Source organism: Sulfuricurvum sp., assembly GCF_036279695.1.
Classification (GTDB): Bacteria; Campylobacterota; Campylobacteria; order Campylobacterales; family Sulfurimonadaceae; genus Sulfuricurvum.
In genome coordinates this window covers 1-4,843 of the sequence record NZ_DASUIQ010000059.1, presented here as the reverse complement: position 1 = coordinate 4,843, position 4,843 = coordinate 1, and the positions used below count along the sequence as shown (strand labels likewise).

The window sequence follows — 4,843 nt, the reverse complement described above, 5'->3', positions numbered from 1 at the left end:
CATCGATGTTTTTAAGCAATGCGGGGTGACAGGTCATACAGTCCCCCGTACATCCCCACAACGGTAATAAAAAGATAAAAAATAAAAAGATCGTTTTCATAAATGCGATTATGCCACAGAAACGGTAATCTCATCTCCGATAGCATCAAATATCACTTTAGATCCTTCATCGACTTCTCCGCCGAGAATCAAGTCCGCCAAACGATCTTCAACGATCTCATAGAGTGCACGTTTGAGCGGACGTGCACCGTATACCGGATCGAATCCCGCGCTCGCGATATAGCGTTTCGCACTGTCGGTGAGGGTGAGGGTAATGTCACGCTCTTCCACTTTTGCCGCAATGTCTCTAAAGAACAGATCGACGATGCTGAGAATTTGCGCTTCACCCAACGGATTAAAGACCACCACATCATCCAAACGGTTCAAAAACTCCGGTTTAAAGTGCTGTTTCAACTCACCGAGTACCATAGCTTGTAACCCCTCATCACCGTGATGGGCCATGATCTTATCACTCGCGATGTTGGAGGTCAAAATGATAATCGTGTTTGTAAAATCAACCACCACCCCTTTGTTATCGGTCAAACGTCCATCATCGAGCACTTGTAAGAGGACATTAAACACATCGGGATGCGCTTTTTCGACCTCATCGAACAAGATAACGCTATAAGGCTTACGGCGTACCGCTTCGGTAAGCTGTCCCCCCTCATCAAATCCGACATATCCCGGAGGGGCACCGACAAGACGAGAGACGGCGTGTTTTTCCATGTATTCGGACATATCGATACGGATCATCGATTCACTGCTGTCAAAGAGAAATTTCGCCAATGTTTTCGCCGTCTGCGTTTTCCCGACTCCCGTAGGACCGAGGAAAAGGAATGATCCGATCGGACGGCTCTTATCAGAGAGTCCCGCTTTGTTACGCTTGATTGCACGTGCTACGGCGTGGGTCGCTTCCACTTGCCCTACGACATCACGGTTGAGTTCCTCTTCGATATGGAGAATCTTCTCTTTTTCGCTTTGGAGCATCTTGTTCACCGGAATTTTTGTCCAGCGGCTTACAATCCCTGCGATAGAGGCTTCATCGACACTGTTTTTGAGAAGTGTCCCCTCCGCAACCATCCCTTTCCATTTCTCTTGGAGCGCTTTTTCTTCCTCGAATAGTTTCGGGATTTGACCGTATTCGATCTCTGCGGCTTTGTTAAAGTCGGCCGCTTGTTTCGCACTTTCAGCTTCTCGGCGTTTGGCTTCGATTTCGGCTTTGATTTTCGCTACCCGCTCGAATACCTCTTTTTCATGGGCGAACTGGGATTCTAGACTTCGTCGCTCTTCTAGCGCATCGGCAAGCTCACGCTCAATCTCATCAAGTCGTTTGGTATTGGCAACGGACTCTTCCATTTTGAGCGCTTCTTTCTCGACTTGTAAATTGGTTAATTTACGCTTCACACTCGCTAACGCGTTGGGCTCGGATTCGATCTGCATTTTCAACTCTGCCGCCGCCTCATCGATCAAATCGATCGCTTTGTCCGGTAAAAAACGGTCGTTAATGTAGCGATCCGAAAGCTTCGCCGCCGCAACAAGCGCCGCATCGGTAATAGTGACATTATGATGCGCTTCGAGCCGTTCTTTGAGTCCTCGGAGGATTTGAAGCGACTGGTTTACACTCGGCTCATCCACACTGACCGGTTGAAAACGGCGTTGGAGCGCGGCATCTTTTTCGAAATATTTACGATACTCTTTGAGGGTCGTTGCCCCGATAGTGTGCAACTCTCCGCGAGCCAGTGCGGGTTTGAGGATATTCGCCGCATCCATCGACCCCTCTGATGCACCCGCTCCGACGATGGTGTGAATCTCATCGATAAAGAGGATGACATTAGCCGACTTTTTCACCTCATCGATGACGGCTTTGAGACGGTCTTCGAACTCCCCGCGGTATTTTGCCCCTGCGATCAAGGCACTCATATCCAGCGCAATCACCTTTTTATTTTGGAGACTGAGCGGTACCTCTTTGTTGTAAATACGCTGTGCAAGCCCCTCCACCAGAGCCGTTTTACCGACCCCAGGTTCACCGAGAAGGATCGGATTGTTTTTCGTTTTGCGGATCAAAATCTGCATCATCCGTCCGATCTCTTCATCCCGTCCGATAACAGGAGAGAGTTTCCCCTCTGCTGCTTCACGGGTCAAATCAATCCCGTATTTGGAGAGTGATTCGAGATTTTCATCAGCGGTTTGCGATTCGATTTTTTGCCCTGCACGAGAGGCTTCAAAGTTCTTCGCAAGCTCTCTGAGATCAATGTATTTACCTAAGATCGATTTAAACGGATCGTTTTGGAGATTGGCAGTGATATAGGTATCAATCGCTAAAAAGTTGTCTCCGTTTTTCGCCATCTCCCCTGCACTCACTTCGAGCGAATGCGCAAAGTTGCGTGAAAGCCGTATGCTCTCTTTGGTGACGTGCGAGGCACTCGGAAGTTTGGATGCCGCACTTTTGACATCGAGTTCAATCGCCGTTTTATCAACGCTCATTTTGGCGAGCATTTGATTGAGGGGGGAGTTGCTGTTGGCGAGCAATGCCCACAGAAAATGGATCGGCTCGACTTCGCTGTTTTTATTGTGTAGTGCTAAAGAGATCGAGGACTCGATCATCTCGGTCATTTGATGGGTAAGTTTTTCAAAAATATTTGCTGACATAAAATTCTCCTAGTTGAGTTACAAGAATTATAATACTTTGAGTCACTTATTGTCAAGTCTTTTAAATAATTTTATTTAGAAGTCTGTCATCCTGAACTCGATTCAGGATCTATTCTTAGACTGCGGATCTAGTCCGCAATGACGAAAACTAAATCAAAAAAACTGAGACCAATCCAATCACCCCTCCGAACACTCCGCCCCAAACCACAAGCCATCCTAAATGCTCTTTCATCAAGGTATGGAGCATCTCTTTTATCATCACAGGGGTAAGCTCGGCAAGGCGGGCTTCAACGATCCCTTCAATCGATTCACTCAAATGAGTTCCTCCTTGGTGAAGATGGGTATTGAGTGCAGTCATAAACGATTCACTCTGGCTAATCTCAATCGTAGAGGCTTTGATTTTTTCCAAAAACGGCTCTTTGAGTTTGCCTATGATCGCTTCGCCCCCAAACATCCCCAGCATACCGCCTAAACTTGACTCCATCACACTTTTTACCAAGGCATCGTACGCAGGGGTAAAATCGGTCTCTTCGATAATCGGAGATAAATCGATAGAGCGTTCTTGGGATAGTACAAAATTTTCGATTTTTTCAGGGGTAAAAAATTGCTCCATAATCAGCTTTTTTAGTGCTTCACGTATCGATTCGAACCGATCAATGATAATCCCCGAACCGTAAAGATAGGGAACTTTTTCGAAAAGCATATGGATCGCAAGCTGATTGGTCACAGCCCCTGAGAGGGCAAACAATCCCGCACTCCGAAGCGCTGAACCTGCGATCCCCTCTAACGTATAGGAAACGCCTACCAATGCTACTGAAACAAAATTTGTCATCCATCCTTTATCAAACATACAATCTCCTTGAGTTAATACCTGTATTATACAAAAAAGGTTAAAGTTACACCCAAAAAAGGAGAGGTAAATGATTCTACATACTATGAATACACTATTGAAATCAGGTGAATCATCGGCTATACTTGGTGCCGTCTCCACAGCACTCGATCGAAGCGATGAAGCCCCTTTTTGGCGTCAAAAAAGCCTCCCCTTTTGCGAAGCGGTTTTAAGTGTCCTTATTCCGCTACGAGACCAAAATCTCCTTTTTGATCCTGAGGGAAATCCCCGCTCAGAACTTACTCACGAGCTTTTTTTACGCTGGTGCGATCTCTACAGCCTCAAAATTCTCGCTTTTACTTTAGCCAAAAGCAACGATCTTGGAAAGCTCACACGAACTAAAATCTCCACCGATTCCTATCAACCAATCGACTTGGAGATATTGGGAAAATATCTCAGCAGTTACAGCGTCAATCTGGAAAATGAGATGGTTGATTTTCCCAGAACCAACTACAACCTCCATATCGGAATGACATCATTGATCACCAAAATCCTCGAAGGAAAAGTCTAATGCAGGAAATGCAAGCACTAAAAATTCATAGTTATCTCTCCCCGAGCGAAATTGCCGCCCATTTGGAAGGGGTAGAGTTCATCATGATGGCGGGGCCTTCTATGATGGCGGGTGAGCTTCCGATCCATTTTACGATTATCCTCAACACGGCGGATGTGATCCCTGAAGAGGTAAAACCTCTCATCTTGGAGAAATTCTGCCGTGAATACACTATCACTGCAACAAGCCATGTTTTGAGCAACCGTGAACGAATCGCCTTTGCCATGACCACCCAAGAGACTCCGATGCCCAAACATATCGTCGATGACGCCGAAGCGAACGCTATCCCGTGGACATTGTTGCACATTATCGATTTTCTAGGGGATGCAGAAGGGTTCAAAGAGGCGAAAGACGGGCTTAGCGGGTGGAGTTATAGTTACAACTGATTACACAGCCCTTCTATCTCCTCCACACTCTTGGCAATCATCGATGAAAGATTCTCATACCCTTCTTCGGTAACGAGGATATTATCCTCGATGCGGATACCGATGCCGCGATAACGTTCAGGTATACTCTCATCATCTACGCGGAAGTACAGCCCCGGTTCGATCGTCATAACCATCCCCGCCATAAACGCTAACGACTCGCCCTCTTCGTCCACATACGGGCATGGATCATGAACATCCAGCCCCATCCAGTGTCCTATCCCGTGCGGAGCGTATTTTTTGTGTTCTTTCGCTTCTATCAATGTGCTTCGTTCACCGTTCAAAACTCCC

General features: G+C 46.7%; 5 protein-coding genes. 2 read left to right on the top strand and 3 right to left on the bottom strand.

Annotation, left to right across the window (positions count from 1 at the left end; translation table 11 throughout):
* Nucleotides 1-108 precede the first annotated feature (108 nt).
* Nucleotides 109-2,688 (bottom strand): ATP-dependent Clp protease ATP-binding subunit, encoded by a 2,580-nt coding sequence (locus VFW36_RS05875; RefSeq protein WP_329657881.1) that lies wholly within the window; start codon nucleotides 2,686-2,688, stop codon nucleotides 109-111.
* A gap of 148 nt (nucleotides 2,689-2,836) precedes the next feature.
* A complete protein-coding gene (locus tag VFW36_RS05870; protein ID WP_329657880.1) occupies nucleotides 2,837-3,538 on the bottom strand; it encodes a DUF445 domain-containing protein in 702 nt (233 codons plus the stop codon).
* 70 nt (nucleotides 3,539-3,608) lie between these two features.
* On the opposite strand from VFW36_RS05870, the gene VFW36_RS05865 reads away from it, so the two are divergent.
* Nucleotides 3,609-4,088 carry a hypothetical protein gene (locus VFW36_RS05865; protein ID WP_329657879.1) on the top strand — a complete coding sequence of 160 codons (480 nt, stop codon included), beginning with the start codon at nucleotides 3,609-3,611 and terminating at the stop codon, nucleotides 4,086-4,088.
* A complete protein-coding gene (locus VFW36_RS05860; RefSeq protein WP_329657878.1) occupies nucleotides 4,088-4,513 on the top strand; it encodes a hypothetical protein in 426 nt (141 codons plus the stop codon). Before VFW36_RS05865 ends, VFW36_RS05860 begins: the two co-directional genes overlap by 1 nt.
* Here the strand turns inward: VFW36_RS05860 and VFW36_RS05855 are convergent.
* Nucleotides 4,504-4,843, bottom strand: a 340-nt coding sequence (locus VFW36_RS05855) for a M24 family metallopeptidase (protein WP_329657877.1), incomplete at its 5' end; no start/stop codon positions are given. The genes VFW36_RS05860 and VFW36_RS05855 overlap by 10 nt on opposite strands.